This window comes from Mesorhizobium sp. L-8-3 (assembly GCF_016756615.1).
Classification (GTDB): Bacteria; Pseudomonadota; Alphaproteobacteria; order Rhizobiales; family Rhizobiaceae.
Genome location: NZ_AP023262.1, coordinates 4,019,052 through 4,036,343 on the forward strand (window position 1 = coordinate 4,019,052; position 17,292 = coordinate 4,036,343).

The window sequence follows — 17,292 nt, forward strand, 5'->3', positions numbered from 1 at the left end:
ACGGGAACGGCACTATTCGACGAAGACCTTCACGCTGGCTGCCCTGCCGGCTGCGTCGATAACAGTCAGCACCGAGGTCCCGGCGCCGTCGGGCACCCAGGTCGCGGTGCGGCGGCGCACGACCTCGGCCAGCGGCTTGCCGTTGGCGAGCCAGCGGAAGGGCGCGCGCCCGCCCTGAAGTTTCAGGACCAGCGGCGAGGTCTCGGCGCCTGAGGCGCCGAGATCGACGCGCGCGCCGTCCGGGGGAAAGACGATCTGCGGCGCCGGCTCGGTCGGCTTCGCGGCAATCAACCCGTCTTCCGTGGCAGCGAAACGTTCCATCGTCACCGGCAATTCGTGGCGCCTTGGCTTGAAGGTGCCGGCCGGCGCGCGCGGCAGGGGCACGGCGGCAAGGCCCGACCTGGCGAAGGCCTCGAACAGGATTGGAGCGGCTGAGACGTAGCCCGACAGGCCGGGCACGGCGCCGGCATCCGGCCTGCCGACCCAGACGCCCAGCACGTAGCGGCCGTCGAAACCGATCGACCAGGCGTCGCGGTAGCCGTAACTGGTGCCGGTCTTGTAGGCGAGGCCGCGCGGCGCCGAGCCTTCCGGCGGCTTTACGCCAGCCAGCATATCGGCGACCTGCCAGGTCGCGGCGTCGCTGAGCACGGTGCCGCCTGCGGCAGGCGGCGTGCCGGGCCGCTCGCTTCCGTCGCGCAGGGCCCGAGCCCGTCCTGCATTGGCGAGGCCGGTATAGAGCTGGACCAGTTCGCGGAGCGAGACGCCGACGCCGCCGAGCGCGATGGCCAGGCCGGGCGCTTCGCCGGGCGGCAGTTGCGGCGTGACGCCCGCCTGCCGGAAACGGGCGGTGAGCCGAGCCGGACCGACTGCGTCGAGCAGACGGACGGCAGGCACGTTGAGCGAAAGCTGAAGGGCCTGGCGGACGCTGACGTCGCCCTGGTAGCTCATGTCGAAGTTCTTCGGCCGGTAGCCCGCGAAGTTGGCGGGCCGATCCTCGATCAGCGTCTCCTGGGCGACCAGGCCTTCCTCGATCGCCAGGCCGTAGATGAAAGGTTTCAGCGTCGAGCCCGGCGAGCGCACGGACCGCGTCATGTCGATCCAGCCTGAGCGGCGGGCATCGAAGAAGTCGGCGGAGCCGACTTCGGCGAGGATCTCGCCGGTGCGCGCATCGGCCAGCACCATGGCTACCGAAAGTCGCGGCCCCAGCTTGGCGGCAGCCTGGCGCGCCACCATCTCGAGGCCTTGTTGTACGCGCTTGCGGATGGTGAGTTCGTGGCGGGTCTGCGACGGCGCGTTGCGCAGTGCCGTCTCGGCGGCGTGGGCCGCGAGCGCGGGAAGGGGGCGGCGGATCGCCGTCAGTTCCTCGGCGCTGGCCCGGCCCGCCTCGGCCTCGCCGATGAGGCCGGCGCTCACCATGCGGGCGAGCACGCGCTCGCGCGCCTTGTGGGCGCCTTGCGGGTTGCGGTCGGGCCGGCGTCGCTCGGGCAGTTGCGGCAGCGCCACCAGTACCGCGGCTTCCGAGACGGTCAGCCGGCGTGGCTCCTTGCCGAAATAGGCGAGCGAGGCCGCGCGGATGCCTTCGAGGTTGCCGCCATAGGGCGCGAGCGTCAGGTATCGCTCGAGGATCTCGCGCTTGGACAGCCGCCGCTCGATCTGGGCGGCGCGGAAGATCTGTTTGAACTTTGCGCCGAAGGACCGGCTTTCGCGCGGCTCCATCAGCCGGGCGAGCTGCATCGACAAGGTGGAGCCCCCCGAGACGATGCGGCCGCTGCCGGCGAACTGGCCGGCGGCACGCAAGAGCGCCAGCGGGTCGACGCCGGAATGCGTCCAGAAGCGCTTGTCCTCATAGGCGACAAGCATGTCGACGAACTGCTTGTCGACATGATCGAGATCGACGGCGAGCCGCCAGCGTCCGTCTGGCGTGGCGAAGGCTCTCAGCAGCGCGCCGTCGTGGTCGACGACCTCGGGCGAGACGGTGAGCCGGGCGGGGATCGGCGGCGGGAAAGCCTGGTCGAGCCATGCGAGACCGCCCGCCACCGAGGTCGCCAGGACGGCGACCGATGCGGCGGCGATGGCGAGCCGTCGCAAGGCCGGTGGGCGCCCGACACCCCTTGTATGAGGAAATCCTGCTATGGATGAGGAGTTGGCTCTGCAGGGGTGGCCACCCCTGCAGAGCCGGTCGATTGTCGGATCGGAAACCCCTGAGCCGTTGCTGGCTGAGGATGAGCGTGATCGCAGTCGACTTTCTTCATCGGACCCGGATGGTTGCTTGAACACCCTGGTTCGCATTAACGCAAGGTTGGGTCGACGAAGATGAACGATACTAGCATGAAATGCGCCGGTGTGGATGTCTCCAAGGCCACGCTCGACGTTGCCGTTTTCGACGGGCAGCGTTTTGTGGAGACCAACGACGCCGCCGGCCACCGCCGGCTGGCGGCGCGGCTGACGGCGGCCGGGGTCGAACGGGTCGGCATGGAGGCGAGCGGCAACTACGAAGCCGCCGTCAGAGCGGCGCTCGAAGCGGTGGGCTTCGCGGTCAAGGTCTTCGATCCGCGTCAGGTCCACGGCTATCGCATCTTTCGCGGTCGCCGTGCCAAGAATGATGCGATCGATGCCGATCTGATCCTCGCCGCCACGGCGGCGCTGGGCAGCGGCGGCGCGGCGGCCGATCCGCGGCTGGCGGCCTTTCAGGAGCACATGACGCTGATCGACGCCCTCACCGACGACATTGCCCGGCACGAGACCCGGCGTGACCGCTTCAGCGATCCGGCGCATCGGCGCTACCTCGAGGCCGAGATCCGGCGGTTGAGCAAGCGCAAGTCCAAGGAGCTCGCCAAGCTCATTGCAAAGGTGAAGGCCCATGCCGATCTGGCCAAGCGGTTCGCCCTGCTGCTGAGCATCCCCGGCCTGGGCGAGATCACCGCCCTGGTCTTCGTCGTGCGCATGCCCGAACTCGGCCGCTTGAGCCGAGCCGAGGCGGCGGCGCTCGTCGGCGTGGCCCCCTTCGACCACGACAGTGGAACCCATGCCGGACAGCGCCGCATCGCGGGTGGACGCCGGCGGCTGCGCAAGGCCGTCTACATGGCGGCCTTCTCGGCCGCCAACCACTGGAACCCGATCCTCGTGGCCTTCAGGAAACGTCTGGTCGACGCGGGCAAGACCTACAAACAGGCGATCGTCGCTTGCGCCAGAAAGCTGGTCCACATGGCCAACGCTGTCCTCGCCAGAGGAACGCCGTGGAACCCTCAAAATGCCAGCGCCTGAATCATGGTTGCTCATCCGACCTCGCTTCGCGAGGCCACCTTCTCCCACAAGGGGAGAAGGGGACGCCTGCAGTAAGGTCTCGGCCAATCGTCAACGCTGGTGGCTTGCAGAGCCGGCAACGCCAGGTTCCCGCCTTCTCCCCTTGTGGGAGAAGGTGGCCGCGCGAAGCGAGGTCGGATGAGGGGTACGTCCCGCTGCATCTCTTCGAAGCATCCTAGCTGGTAGCTTGCAGAGCCGGCAAGGTCAGGCTCCTGCCTTCTCCCCTTGTGGGAGAAGGTGGCCGCGCGAAGCGCGGTCGGATGAGGGGTACGCCCCGCCGCATCAAGCCAAACATCCTACTGCGCCTTCACCTCCATCATGCCGGTTGCCGTGCGGGCCGCGAATTCGGGACGATACATATCTTCCACCGTCGCCGCCGGATGGGCGAAGACGCCCGGCGTCACCGCACGCACGACATAGGCGACCGTGACCTCGGAATTGTCGCCCTGGCCCCGGTTGAAGGCCGCGATGAAGCGGTCGTCGCGGAACTCCAGATGGGCGGCCTCGGTCTGCGGCAGCCAGCCGAAATTGTCGAGTTGCGCGCTCGACACCAGGCCGGGATTGTCGATCTCGAAGCCGGCCGGCAGCAGGTCGTTGATCAGCACCCGCGAGGCCCAGTTGTTGAGCTGCGCGATCTTCAGCACCACGACGTAGCGCTCGTTCTGCTTCGCCTCCATGACATTGGCCTCGGCGCCGTCGAGCGTGTAGTAGGTGCGCTCGATTGTGAAGCCGTCGCCGCCAGCAGGCAGCGGCTGAAGCGGCACGGCCATGGTGGTGAGTACAGCCTCCATCGGCGTCTTGCCGGGATTGGCGATGCTGATCGGCTGGGCGACGAGTTCCTCGCCCGTCACCCGCGTCGAATAGCTGCCCGAATGCGGCGCCCCGTTCACTTCCAGCCGGATCGCGTCATTGCCGGCGACGAGCGCCCGTGCGGCGAGCAGCATCCAGGCGTTGTCCTGGGTGCTCGTCCAACGCGCCTTGCCGCGCTCGGCCGAGACATACTCGACCATTTCCGCGATCGACGATGGCATCGGGCTGCTCTCGGCAGCGAGCGCCAGCATGGCGGCGCCGTCGCGCAGCTTCGAGCCGTAGTCGGACCGGTAATAGTCGTATTCGGCCGTGTTTTTCGCCAGCGTCAGCGCCGCCTGGAAGGCGCGCTCGGCGCGTTGCGCGTCGCCGTAGAGCGCGAGGCTCGCCGCCAGATGCGCTACGGCCATCGGGCTCGAGAAGGCCTCGATCCTGGTATCGGCATAGTAACGCAGATCGCCGACCGAAGCTTTCTTATTGCGGGCGAGCACATAGAGCGAATAGCCGATCTCGCTGCCGCGGCCTTCCAGATCGAGGTCGTAGCCAAGCGAATTCTGCAGGTTGCTCACGGCCTGCAGCATCGCCTGATCAGGCACGTCGTAGCCCTTTTCCCGCGCCCTGGTCAGGAAATCCGTCACATAGGCATCGAGCCACAGGTCGCCCGAGCCCGGGCCCCAGAGGCCGAAGCTGCCGGAGCTGGACTGGTAGTTGAGGACCCGGTAGATCGCGTCCTGGATCCGGCTCCTCAGATCCGGGTCCTCGGTCATGCCGAATCCGGCCGAAAGCTCGTTCACATAAAGCAGCGGCAACGCGCGGCTCGTGGTCTGCTCGGCGCAGCCATAGGGGTAACGATCGAGCGTCATCAGCATGGAGGCAACGTCGAAGGCCGCCGCCGGCGATACGCCGACGCTCACCGTCGCCCCGTCGAGCAGGCTGGCCGCCAGCACTTCGCGGTCGATGGTCAGCTTGCCGCCGTTGCGCGCGATCCCGATCAGCGAGCGCGTGGTCACCGGCATCGCGGCCGGACGGACCGGCAGCGACAGCGCCTGTTCCACGGTCCGGCCCGCGGCATTGGCCAGCCGGATCGTAACCCCGGCCTCGCCGACCTGTTGGGCCGTCAGTGGTATCGTCAGCGTCTGACGCTTGCCGGGTTCGAGAGCGAGCGTGCCGATGTCGCCGCCGAGCGCGACATCCAGCCGGTCGTTGCCTTCGACAGTCACGGTGTAGTCGCCGGCGGGAGCATCGGTATTGGCGATGTCGAGCGTGAGCTGGGCCTCGTCGCCGGGCGCCATGAAGCGGGGCAGGCCGGCTGTGATCACGATCGGGTCGCGCACCACGACGTCTGACGTGGCATGGCCGACGGCGTCCCTTGTCCAGGCGACGGTCATCACCCGCACGGTGCCGTTGAACTGCGGAATGTCGAAGGCGATCGTGGCCGTGCCCTCCGCGTCGAGCTTCACCGGGCCGGAGAAGAAGGCGACCAGCTTCTGCGTGGGCGGGCTGCCCTCGGTCGCCATCTGGGCGCCGTCGCCGCCGGTGCGGAGCCGACCGGCCGCGCCCAGCGAGCCGTCGATCAGACGCCCGTAGAGGTCGCGGATCTCGATGCCGAGCATGCGCTGGCCGAAGAACCAGGCTTCCGGATCCGGCGTCTTGTAATTGGTGAGGTTGAGGATGCCGACGTCGACGGCCGCGACCGTCACATAGGCATCACTGCCGGGTGCCGCGCCGGTCACCGTGACCGGTATCTCCAGGGGCCTGCGCGGTTCGGTCTTCTCGACAGTGGCCACCGCGACACCGAGCTTGCGCGCGCCGGGATCGACCTTCAGCCATTTCACGCCGATGGCGCGGGCCGGCATACGGGTCTCGATCGCTTCACCCGGTCGATAGAGCGTGGCCGTCACATAGGCGCCGGCGCCCCAGCCGTCGCCGACGGGGATGTCGATGGTCGCGCCGCCTTCCGGAATGCTGGCCGATACGGTGGCGAGCAGCTTCTCGGAGCCCACGGTCACCAGCAGCTCGCCGGCGAAGCGCGGCGAGACCTGCAGCTTGGCGACGTCGCCAGCGGCATAGACCGGCTTGTCGAGGGCGATCTCCAGCCCATCGGGCGTTTCGGTCGAACTCGCGGCGACATACCAGCCCGCATCGAATTCATAGCTGCTTGCGGGACCGCTCGGATCGGAGCTCTCGACTTCGAGCCGGTAGCGGCCCCAGTCCACCGGCATCCTGATCTCGGCTTCGGCAGTGGCCGATGCATCGATCGTGCCGGAGGCAATGGCCTTGGTGAAGGTCACCGGCTCGTAGTTCCAGGAGTTGTTGCTGCGGTACCATTGATAGTTCCGCTCGACCTTGAGCAGCGACCAAGCCAGGCCCGTTTCGGCCTTGCGGTTGCCGGCATTGTCGACGGCGATGACCTTGAAGCCGGCGGTGCCGCCCATCGGCACCTCGCCCTCGAATTGCGGCTGGATACCGATCTTGTCGCCCTGTGGCCTGACGCGGAGATCGAGCTTGCGTTCGACCGCGCGGCCGCCGCTCTCGCGCATGCGCACCGTCACCTCGGCGTTCAAGAGCCGGGTGGTCGACGGCAACTGGTCGAGGACGATCGGGAACTCCGCCTTGCCGTCGTCGCCGACGTCGGGTAGGTCGGAGAGCGGAATACGGGTCGCCTCGCCTTCCTGCTCGTCAGCAAGGCCGAAGACATAGCCCTTGTAGCGCGGCCACTCGCGCTCCGTGGACAGCGTGACCTCGCCTTCGAGCGGCAGGCCGGCGGCGGGGGCGCCGTAGAGGAACCGTCCGTCCACCGTCACATTGGCGGTCTCGCCGGCGGCGATCTCGTCGCGGTCGGCAGTCATGTCGAATTCGATGCGGTCCGGCACGAAGTCCTCGACCAGGAACATCATCTGCGCCACGGCCGGCTGCTTGGGATCGGTGTGGATACTCGCCTGCCAGGTGCCGCGCATCGCGTTCCCGGAAAGGGCGAGATCGACGGCATGGCCGCCGACGGCGGCGCCGTCGCTGACGATGCGCCGGTCCTCGACGCCGTCGGGGCGGGTGAAGTTGAAGGTGAGCGGCAGGTTCTCGACCGCCTTGGCGGCGTCGTCACGGGCGAGTGCCGCCACATGGACGGTCTCGCCGGCGCGATAGATGCCGCGTTCGGTCCAGGCATAGACGTCGAGCGCGCCCGGCGCGGGCCGCCCTTCGACACCGCGGTCGGACAGGTCGAAGCCGGCCCGCGTCATGTCGAGGAAGACAAAGTCGGTACCGCCATTGTCGGCCATCAGCACGGCCGGCACCATGCCGCCTTCCCCGCGCACGAGGCCCGGCGTGAAGGTGACGCGGCCTTCCGCATCGGTCCTGCCGGTGCCCAGCACCTCGTTGTTCTTGGCGAGCAGGGTCAGATCGACGCCGGCAAGGGGCCTGGCGGTGCCCAGCGAGCGGGCGAAGACATGGAGCCCGTCCTCGCCCGTATAGGTCGACAGGCCGATGTCGGAGACGACGAACCACTGCGTAGCGCGCGATTCCCACTCGTCGCGACGGTCGTCGACCGGCGCGGCGGTCAGCACATAGACGCCGGGCTTGCGCTGGGGCAGCGCCTCATCGACCGGGAAGGAGGTGACGACTTCCTTGTTGAGCTCGTTGGCGATGTCGAGCTTGCCCTTCCACACGGGCGCTCCCAGTTGCTCGGCGATGTTCGTCAGGTCGTAGCTGTCGAGCTGGCGCAGGAACTGGTAGCCGGATAGAAGCTGCGCCAGCGAACGGTCGCCGATGCGGTAAAGCTTGACGTCGGCCACGTCCAGATTGACCGTGACGATGGGGATACCGCGGCGGGCGGTTGCGGGCAGCACGAAGCTGTCGCCGGTGAAGCGGGCCGAAGGCGGCCGATCCTGGACATAGACGTCGAGCAGGACGGGCGCTTCCAGGACCGCGCCGATCGCTGCCGGCAGGCCGGTGCGGAAAGCGACGCGGTAGTGCTGGCCGTGGGCCAGGCCCTCCACGCAGATCTGGCGTTCCTTGGCCTCGATGCCCTTGGGCGCGGCGCCGTCGACCGTCACGAAGGTCGAATAATCCGTGCCGACCTTCACCAGATCCTCCGAGAACTGGGCGCAGACCCGCGGCGAGGCGCTGTCGGTATCGATGGAGTGGTCGACCACGCGGAAGCCCTTGGTCGCCTTGAGATCCTCGTAGGCGGCCCGGACCGCCGGCGAATTCGCCAGGGAAAGGCTCGCCTCATAGGCCTGCAGCGCCGGGCGGAAGAGCTCGCGCCGGTCGAGGCCGGCCGCGAGCGCGGCGAGCGTGTCCGCGCGGGCGGAGGCCGTGCGGGAGACAAGATAGCCGTTATAGGCGGCGGATGTGGCGACACGCTGAAGCTCCACCCGCTCGGCATAGCTGCTCGGGCTGATGGCGAGGGCGGCCCTCGCCAGCTCGTTCCACAAGGCCGGATCGTCCGTGGCGATCGCAAGCGCCGCCTTGAACTGTGCCACGGCGCCGCGCGGATCGCCTGACTGAATGCTCTGCCGTGCGGCGGCGGTCAGCCCGGCCAGCCCTTCGGTCCCTGTCGCCTCGCCGGCCAGCGATTGGCGGAACTGCCTGCTTTCGTCGATGAGCCAGGAGGGCAGGAAAGCGGGCTCGGCCGGCGCGCCGATATCGGGATCGGACGCGAGGCTCACCACCTTGCCGGCAACCGCGCCGTTGAACGGTTTCAGCTGGTTGTAGTCGGATTTGAGGAAGCACCACTGGGCTCTGGTATTGTAGGTAAAGGCCCGGCAGGCCGAATCGGCGAGACAGATGGCCTTGCAGCCGTCGAGCGTGACGTTCTGCTCGGTCCTGAGGTCGAAGCCGAAATAGTCGCTGCCGTCGGTGGTGACGATCGAGCGGCCATCGCTTGCCGCGAAGGCGGGGGCGACGAAGGCGAGGATCAGGAAGATCAGTGCCGAGAACCTGTGGACCTTACGCATTGCGATATGACCTCCATCGATCGTCCCAGCGGCACATCAGCAACCTTGCCCGCTGCTTGTCAACGCGCGAGACGCCCGCGCGCGACAACCCGTGGGCGCTGTGCTTCGGCCGGGGGCACTCTCCTATCCCGGGCGGTCAACACGAACCGGTCCCGCCGCTCCAACCGGTTCCCCGCCGCGTGTGACTGGACGATGACGCTGTCCCCAGAATACAAGGGTTCACGCAATCTTTCATCAGTGCAAGGAGGAGTGTCCTGCACCCGACTTGCTATTTCTGACGATTCGATTGTGGCTGCTTTACGAGTGCTTCATAAGGTCAAAACAATTTTAGGTTTTCGCGTCTAGCCTGTGAATGATGGAGTCGAGTAAGCAGCGTTTGCGGGGGGGCTGTCGGAGCGGCCGCGTCCTGGCGCGCGCCGTGGCTACGGCATTGTTTGCCTGCGCCGCACTGCCGATCGCGGCTCATCCGGCCGGCGCGTTCGAACTCTTCGGATTCAAGCTGTGGGGCTCCTCCGAAGAAGAGGATGCCGATATCGCCGATCCGCTGCGCTATACCGTGACGCTCACGGTCTCGGATGGCGACAAGGAATTGCAGGAAACGCTCGAGAAGGCCTCCGAACTGGTGGCCGGGCAGGAGCGTCCGGTTTCGGGCTCGCTCGGCCTGTTGTCACGGGCACGATCGGAACGCGAGTTGCTGATCGCGGCGCTCTACCGGCAGGCGCGCTACGACGGAGTCGTGAGAATTTCGATCGCCGGCCAGCCGCTCGACGACATCGCGCCCGACGCCGTGTTCACCGGGGAACCGGTCCCGGTCACGATCGTCGTCGACCCAGGCGCTGTCTTCACGCTCGGCGACGTTGCCTTGAAGGGCGACGCGGCCGATCTTGCGCCGGCGCGATTCGGCCTTATCGCCGGCGGTCCAGCCGGTTCAGGCGTGATCCTCAAGGCGGAAGCCGACATCGTCAGGGCGCTTCGCGAGGAGGGGCGGCCGCTGGCCCGGGTAACCGGGCGCGAGATCGTCGCGGACCACAGGACGCAGACCCTCGACGTTACGCTTTCCGTCGCGGCCGGTCCGATCGCGACCTATGGCGAGACCACGGTCGATGGCACCGAATACATGGATCCCGCCTTCACGGCCTATATGGTCGGGCTCGAACCCGGCAGGACCTACTCGCCCGACGAGATGGACGAGGCGCGCGAGCGCCTTCTCAATCTCGGCGTCTTCTCCAGCGTCAATCTGACCGAGGCCGACGCGCTCGCTTCCGACGGCTCGCTTCCGCTCCACCTCCAGGTCAGCGAACGCAAGCGGCGCGTCTTCGGCGGCGGCGCTTCCTACTCCACGACCGACGGTCTTGGCCTCGAAGGCTACTGGGCCCATCGCAACCTCTTCGGTCACGCGGAGAAGCTGCGCATCGAAGGTTCGATCGGCCGCATCGGCGCCGGCGGGGGCTACGGCGACAATAGCGGCTTGAAGCAGCTGAACTACAATGCCGCGATCCTGTTCGAGAAGCCGGGCGTGATCGGTCCGGACTCGAAGTTCTTCGCCAATGTGAGGACTGTCTACGAAAATCCCGACGCGTATGACCGGTTCTCGACCCGGGCCAGTACCGGCGTTCAATATGAGTTGTCGAAGAGGCAGTCGCTGTCGGCAGAGCTGGCGGTGGAGTGGGAAGATGTGAAGGATCCGCTGAACCCCGAAGGCAAGACCTATCTTCTGGTCAGCACGCCGCTGCAATATGTGTTCGACAACCGAGACAACCCGCTCGACGCCAGGCGCGGCTTCAGGGCGCTCGCCTATGTCGAGCCGACCTACGACATCTTGAACAGCAACACCTTCGTGAAGATGAAGGCCGAGGGTTCCGCCTACCGCGCGATCGACAATGCCGAGCGCTTCGTCTTGGCCGCGCGCGCCGCTCTGGGGTCGATCGTCGGCACCGATCTTGCCGACATTCCGGCAGACCGCCGCTTCTACGCCGGCGGCGGCGGCTCGGTCAGGGGCTATGCCTATCAGGGCGTCGGTCCGAAGGACGCCGCCGGCGACCCGATCGGTGGTCGCTCCCTCGCAGAGGCTTCGCTCGAGATGCGCATCGGCGTCACCGAGACAATCGGCATCGTCCCGTTCATCGACGCCGGCACCGTATCGGAGAACGAGTTTCCCAGCTTCTCGGACGTCAAGTTTGGTGCAGGCCTGGGATTGCGCTATCTAACGCCTTTCGGACCGCTGCGTATCGACGCGGCAGTGCCGCTCAATCCCGATCCGGGCGATCCGGACTTCGGCATCTATGCCGGCATCGGCCAGGCGTTCTGACATGATTGTCCTCAGACGAGTGCTCCGCATCCTTTCCTACGTGCTTCTGGCCGTGCTGGCCTTGGCCGCGGGCGCCGTCGCGGCCTTCACGCTTACCGACAAGGGCCGCGAGAATCTCGCCGCGCTCGTCTCGACGATGGCCTCCACCGACGACATGAAGGTCCGGATCGGCGGTATCGGCGGCATTTGGAGCGGCGATCTCAGGGTCGAGCATGTCGTGATTGAGGATGCCGAGGGCCCATGGCTCGTCATACGCGGAGCCGAGATCGACTGGTCGCCGCTGGCGCTCATTTCCTGGACCTTCAACGCGGAACGCATTTTCGCCCAGCGGCTCGAAGTGGCGCGTCTGCCGCGCTCGCAGAACAAAGGCGGTGGCGGCGGTGGAGGCGGCCTCCCGGTTTCGGTGGCCATCGACAATATCGATCTCCCCGACATCGCACTTGGGGAAGAGATCGCCGGCGCGGTCGCACAGCTCTCGGCGGAAGGCTCGCTGCAGGCGCTCGCCGATCCGTTGAACATCGGGGCCGAACTGCGGGTCAAACGCATCGACGGGGTCGGCGGCGACCTCGACGCCTCGATCCACTTCGTCCCGTCGGAGCAGCGTCTCGGCGTCGCCGTCCGCGGCTCCGAACCGGCGGGCGGGATCATCGCCAATCTCCTGCAACTGCCCGGCGCCCCGCCGGTGCAGATCCTCGTGTCGGGTAGCGGCCCGATCGACGACTGGTCGGGCAGCGGGACCTTTTCGGTCGACGGTGCCGTGGTGACCACCCTTTCCGGCTCGCGACAGGCGGTCGAAGGCGGCAACCGGATCGCAGTCAAGGGCGACGGCCAGTTCGAGCGCTTCCTGCCGCAGTCGTTGCGGCCGCTGCTCTCCGGCAAGGCCGACTTCGACATCTCCGGGCTCCTCGGAACGACGGGCCGCATCGAAGTCGAGCGGGCCGATCTTCAATCGGCAGCCGTACGCGCGAGCGCCAAGGGTACGATCGACCCTCGGGGCGCGAGCGATTTTGCGCTCACCGTCGCAGGGCCGGTCGCGCTCGATTTCGGCGCAGCTTCGGTGGCCCTCTCAAACGCGAGCGTGCGGGTGCTCGGCCCCGGCGACAAGCCGAATGTCGACGTCACCGCATCTCTCGAGCGGCTTGCCGCGCAAGGTATGGAACTTCGCAACATCGAGGCTGTGATCCACTCCGATGGCTTCGACGTTGCCCGTCGCAGCGGCCCTGTGGCGGTTGATCTCTCCGCTGGATCGGCCGTCAGCGACATCCCCACACTGGCGCCGCTGCTCGCGGGGCAACTCAAGGCCGATCTGACGGCTGAGCTGAGCGAGACGGCCATCGGCGCCATTGCCGGCACCCTGGCCAACGATGTCGTCGCTTCCAGGTTCTCGGGCGAGATCAGCCGCCCCGATTTTGCACTCTCCATCGCTCTGGCCGCTGATGTCGCCGCTTCGGCACTGCCTCCGCCCGCGCGGCCGGCTCTGGGCGAGAGGGTCGCCTTGTCCGCGACGGTCAAGCGCGATGCGGCCGGCGATTTGTCGGTGGAGGCACTGCAATTGAACTCCGGCGGCTTCGCCATGGGCGGTAATGCGAGCCTTGCAGGCAACACCGTCGATGCAGCGTTGAAGGGCAGCCTTGCCGACATTGCCCCGTTGGCCGACCGTGCTACCGGTGCGGTCGAGTTCTCGATGACGGCCAAGGGCGACCGCAATGCTCCCGATGTCGCGCTCGGCCTCACCAGCGACAAGATCGCGGCCGCCGGGCGCGAGATCACCGGGCTGGATGTCACGGCGTCGGGCAAGGTCGACCTCGCCAATCCGACGGCGGATGTCGCTCTGAAGGGCGACTTCGCCGGCCAGACGCTCAACGCAACAGCCACGATCAGGACGACGGATGGACGTCGGTCGGTGGACGGGCTGACGTTGGCGCTCGGCGACGCCCGCCTGTCCGGCAATCTGCTGCTCGGCGACGATTTCCTGCCGGAGGGCACGCTCGATCTCACTGTGCCTGATGTCGGAACGCTCGCTGCCCTCGCCGGCGAGGAGGCCAAGGGCGAGATCCAGGGCAAGATCCGCTTCGCCCGCAACAACGGGGTCCCCGAGATCGTGCTTGAAACGGCGTCGCCGTCGCTGTCGCGCGCCGATCTTGTCGCCGAGGGCGTCGCCTTAGGCGCGACCGTTTCCGACTATCTCGCCGAGCCCGCGATCTCGGGCCGGCTGCGTGCAGGGTCCGTCGTGTCCGGATCGGTTGCCGCGCATGATGTCGCCGCCACGGCCGGCCTCAGCGGCGACCGGCTCGATCTCACCTTGCGCGCGACGGCACCGGAAGGCGGCACGATCGCGAAAGCGCTGATGCTCGCCGGATCGCCCGTCTTCGACATCACCGTCTCGGGCTCCGGGCCTGCTGCCGACTGGCAGGGTGAAGGAACGGTGGCCATCGACGGCGTCCCGGTCACTGGCCTCTCGGCCCATCATGTGCTGGCCGATGGCGGCCGGCGGATCACCGTCAAAGGCGACGGCCAGTTCGAACGCTTTGTGCCTGAAGTCGCGCGACCGCTGCTGGCCGGCAGGACGGATTTCGATATCGCGGCATTGCTGGCTGCGGCCGGATCGGTGAACATCGAGCACGCGACGATCCAGTCTCCGGCCATCCGCATCACTACGGCAGGTTCGCTCAATCCGGAGGGCGCCAACGACCTCGCCATCCAGGCCGAGGCTGTTGCCGGCTCTGTCCCGCTTGCTTTTGGAACGGGCGAAGAGGCGGCGTCGGTATCTCTCAGCGCTGCCAATGTGCGCATCTTCGGTCCGGGCAAACAGCCGATGCTCGACGTCGAAGCATCGCTCGATCGCGTCGCGGTACAGGGCAACGAGCTGCGTGACATCGAGGCGACACTGCATTCCGACGGATTCGACGTGACGACCACGAGCGGACCGCTCGCCGCCGATGTCACCATCGGCAGCGTCACTCCTGCCGGCGCGGCATTGGCGCCGTTGGTCGCCGGACAGCTGAAGCTTGCAGCCGAAGCCCAGCTTTCCGAAACGGCGATCACGATCGGCTCGGCCTCGCTGACCGGACAGGCCCTGACGGCAAGGGCCGCCGGCACTGTTTCGCGCCCGGATTTCGCGCTCGCCCTCAACATCGAGGCAGATGCCGCCGCGTCGACATTGCCGGCCGCCGCTGCCCCGGCGCTCGGCGAGCGCGTCACGCTGACGGCCACCGTCAAACGTGACGCTGCCGGCATGCTGACGGCCGATCCCGTCAAGCTGGTCTCGGGCGATCTCGCGGTCGACGGCAATGCTATTCTCGCGGCGGACAATATCGAGGCCGCGCTGAGGGGCGTCTTCTCCAATGTCGGCCAGGTCGCCGAGGGCACAGCGGGCGACATCGCCTTCTCCGTCAACGCCAGGGGCAGGCCCAACGCGCCAGACCTGTCGCTCACCGTCACCAGCGACAGGATCCAGGCGGCGGGTCGCGAGATCACCGGGCTGGAACTGACGGCGTCGGGTGCTGCCGATTTCGCCAATCCGTCGGCGAATGTGTCGTTGAAAGGCAATGTCGCCGGCCAGCCGCTCAACGGCTCGGCCGTGTTGAAGACGACCGAGGGGCGCCGCGAGGTCGGCGGCTTGTCGCTCGTGCTCGGCCAGAACCGCATCACCGGCGACCTCGTGCTTGACGACGCCTTCGTGCCGGAAGGCGCCGTCGACGTCCTCATCCCCGATGTCGGGCCGCTCGCCGCCTTGGCGTTCGAGGAGGCCAAGGGGGACATCAAAGGCAGGATCCGCTTCCTCAGGGCCGACGGTGTTCCCGGGATCGTCGTCGACCTGACGACCGCGGCGCTGTCGCGCGGCGATCTCTCCGCAAAGGCCGTCTCGGTCGAGGCGACCGTGACCGACTATCTCGCTGCGCCGGCGGTATCGGGCAGGGTGCGTGCCGGCACGATCGTCTCCGGCGGCACGACTGTCGGCAATGCCGACGTCACGCTTACCCGCGATGGCGTCTGGACCGGGTTTTCGGGTGGCGCAACCGTTAATGCGATGCCGGCGAAGGCGGCCGGCCGCTTCAAGATCCAGAACGGCGAGACGGTGATCGAGCTTGTCTCGGGCGAGGCGACGGTCAACGCCATGAAGATAGGCCTCGCCAAGGCCGCTACCGTTGTGATCAAGAGCGGCGAGACGACGCTCGACAGGCTTGCGCTGGCGGTTGCCGGCGGCAACGTCATCGTCTCAGGCACGGTGGGACAGGCGCTGGCGCTCGACGTTCAGCTTGCGGGGCTGCCGGCGGCGGCGGCCAACACCTTCTCGCCCGGGCTCAACGCCATCGGCACCATTTCCGGAACCGCGCGGGTCTCCGGCCAGACATCCAGGCCGGAGGTCGGCTATTCGTTGCGTTGGGTGAATGCCGGCACCGCGCAGACCAGCGCCGCGGGCCTCGGCCCGCTCTCCGTCACATCGACCGGCACCTTCGCCGGTTCGGCGCTGAAATTCGAAGCCGATATCGGCGAGGCGTCGGGCCTCGCCATCAAGGGCGGCGGTACGGTGGGAACGGCGGGCACGCCCTCGCTCAGCCTCGATTTCTCCGGGCGCGTGCCCTTTGCCATCCTTTCCAGGCGGCTGGCCCCGTTGGGCATGTCGCTCTCCGGCAATGCCGACGTCGACTTGCAGATACGCGGGCCGGCGACGTCGCCTGCCATCAGCGGCACGGTACGGGCCTCGGGCGGACGTTTCGTCGATTCGGCATCGGGCATCGCCGTCAACAATCTGGCTGCCGACGTCTCGCTGGGCAGCGGGGTCGCCACGCTGCGCAGCCTCACCGGCAACATCTCCACCGGCGGAACCTTGTCCGCCCGCGGCACCGTCGGCATCGACCCGGCCAGGGGCTTTCCCGCCGATCTCTCTCTGAGGATCGTCGACGCCCGCTACACCGACGGCAGGATCGTGACCACGACGGTCAATGGCGACCTCGCCCTCAAAGGCTCGCTCGTGGGCACGCCGGTCGTTTCGGGCACGATCGATCTCGGCCGTACGGTCATCACCGTTCCCCAGAGGCTGCCGGCCTCGCTGTCGACGCTCGACGTCCAGCACAGGAATGCGCCCAAGGCCGTCATCCAGCAGCAGCGGGCCATCCAGCCGGCGCAGGCGAGCGGAACCGGGGGCACCGGTCGGATCGCCCTCGATCTCACGATCAACGCGCCGCAACAGATCTTCGTCCAGGGACGTGGAGTGGACGCCGAGCTCGGCGGTTCGCTAAGGCTCACCGGCTTCTCCGATGCACCGCAGGCGGTGGGCCAGTTCGAGATGCGGCGCGGCCGTCTGTCCATTCTGGCCAGGCGTTTGAACTTCACCCGCGGCAATCTCGGCTTCGCCGGTTCGCTGATACCCACACTCGACATGGCGGCCGATTCGGACACCGGCGACGCCACCGTCACGGTCACCGTCACCGGGCCGGCGACCGACCCGAAGTTCGCCTTCTCTTCGGTGCCCGCCTTGCCGCAGGACGAGGTGCTGGCGCGGCTGATCTTCGGACGTTCGATGTCGCATCTGTCGCCGCTGCAGATCGCCCAGCTCGCGGATGCCGCGGCGCAACTCGCCGGTGTCGGAGGACCGACGTCGCTGCTCGAGAACCTGCGTGGCCGGCTCGGCGTCGACGATCTCGACCTGAAGACCGACGCCCAGGGCAATACTGCCGTTTCGGCAGGCAAATATCTGAACGACCGGACTTATCTGACGCTCGAGAAGGGCGACAAGGCGGGCTCGGGCAAGGCCGCGATCGACCTCGACGTCGGCCGTGGGATCAGGCTGCGGGGCGAAGCTTCGGAGACCGGCGCAGCAAAGGGCGGCATCTTTTTCGAACGGGAATATTGAATTTCAGCGATTTGCCGGGCGTCACCGGAGCCGCATGACCGCTTGCAGGAATGGCACTTCAGCGA

Annotated in this window: 5 protein-coding genes; 3 read left to right on the forward strand and 2 right to left on the reverse strand. The window is 67.5% G+C overall.

The window, feature by feature from the left end; translation table 11 throughout:
- Positions 1-12: 12 nt before the first annotated feature.
- Positions 13-2,088, reverse strand: coding sequence for a penicillin-binding protein 1C (gene pbpC / locus JN302_RS18685; RefSeq protein ID WP_244846499.1), 2,076 nt, complete (start codon positions 2,086-2,088; stop codon positions 13-15).
- A 225-nt stretch (positions 2,089-2,313) separates the two neighbouring features.
- Here pbpC and JN302_RS18690 point away from each other — a divergent pair, with 225 nt between their 5' ends.
- Positions 2,314-3,264, forward strand: coding sequence for an IS110 family transposase (locus tag JN302_RS18690; protein ID WP_202331249.1), 951 nt, complete (start codon positions 2,314-2,316; stop codon positions 3,262-3,264).
- A gap of 335 nt (positions 3,265-3,599) precedes the next feature.
- Here JN302_RS18690 and JN302_RS18695 read toward each other — a convergent pair whose 3' ends face one another.
- Positions 3,600-9,062, reverse strand: coding sequence for an alpha-2-macroglobulin family protein (locus JN302_RS18695; protein WP_202334033.1), 5,463 nt, complete (start codon positions 9,060-9,062; stop codon positions 3,600-3,602).
- Between the two features lie 355 nt (positions 9,063-9,417).
- Here JN302_RS18695 and JN302_RS18700 point away from each other — a divergent pair, with 355 nt between their 5' ends.
- Together JN302_RS18700 and JN302_RS18705 are read left to right on the forward strand one after the other, a co-directional pair.
- Positions 9,418-11,370: an autotransporter assembly complex protein TamA gene (locus JN302_RS18700; RefSeq protein ID WP_202334337.1), complete on the forward strand. Its 1,953-nt coding sequence runs from the start codon at positions 9,418-9,420 to the stop codon at positions 11,368-11,370.
- A 1-nt stretch (position 11,371) separates the two neighbouring features.
- Positions 11,372-17,227 (forward strand): translocation/assembly module TamB domain-containing protein, encoded by a 5,856-nt coding sequence (locus JN302_RS18705; protein WP_202334034.1) that lies wholly within the window; start codon positions 11,372-11,374, stop codon positions 17,225-17,227.
- Positions 17,228-17,292 lie beyond the last annotated feature (65 nt).

What these genes read in the sequence shown, in the direction of transcription:
- JN302_RS18690 (WP_202331249.1), top strand. Translation starts at nt 2,314, where the DNA reads ATGAACGATACTAGCATGAAATGCGCCGGTGTGGATGTCTCCAAGGCC.
- JN302_RS18705 (WP_202334034.1), top strand. Translation starts at nt 11,372, where the DNA reads ATGATTGTCCTCAGACGAGTGCTCCGCATCCTTTCCTACGTGCTTCTG.
- JN302_RS18695 (WP_202334033.1), bottom strand. Translation starts at nt 9,062, where the DNA reads ATGCGTAAGGTCCACAGGTTCTCGGCACTGATCTTCCTGATCCTCGCC.
- JN302_RS18700 (WP_202334337.1), top strand. Translation starts at nt 9,418, where the DNA reads ATGGAGTCGAGTAAGCAGCGTTTGCGGGGGGGCTGTCGGAGCGGCCGC.